This is a genomic window from Enterobacter sichuanensis (assembly GCF_002939185.1).
Lineage (GTDB): Bacteria > Pseudomonadota > Gammaproteobacteria > Enterobacterales > Enterobacteriaceae > Enterobacter > Enterobacter sichuanensis.
Genome location: NZ_POVL01000188.1, coordinates 1 through 315, shown reverse-complemented (window position 1 = coordinate 315; position 315 = coordinate 1). Strand labels below are relative to the sequence as shown.

Annotated in this window: 3 tRNA genes; all 3 read left to right on the top strand. The window is 54.9% G+C overall.

The features are described from left to right. Positions 1 to 9 precede the first annotated feature (9 nt). Positions 10 to 94: transfer RNA gene (locus C5687_RS24450), tRNA-Leu, on the top strand. A gap of 23 nt (positions 95 to 117) precedes the next feature. Continuing rightward, a tRNA-Gln gene (locus tag C5687_RS24445) sits at positions 118 to 192 on the top strand. A 32-nt stretch (positions 193 to 224) separates the two neighbouring features. Then, positions 225 to 299 (top strand) — tRNA-Gln (locus C5687_RS24440). Positions 300 to 315 lie beyond the last annotated feature (16 nt).

Here is a 315-nt window from a genome sequence, read left to right as displayed (position 1 = left end):
TCTTTTTTTGCGGGAGTGGCGAAATTGGTAGACGCACCAGATTTAGGTTCTGGCGCCGCAAGGTGTGCGAGTTCAAGTCTCGCCTCCCGCACCATTCCCGGGTAAGCGTTGCACGGATGGGGTATCGCCAAGCGGTAAGGCACCGGTTTTTGATACCGGCATTCCCTGGTTCGAATCCAGGTACCCCAGCCATATTTCTTCGATTTTGCGGTTCTCCGCGGTATTGGGGTATCGCCAAGCGGTAAGGCACCGGTTTTTGATACCGGCATTCCCTGGTTCGAATCCAGGTACCCCAGCCATCGAAGATTGCAGTAC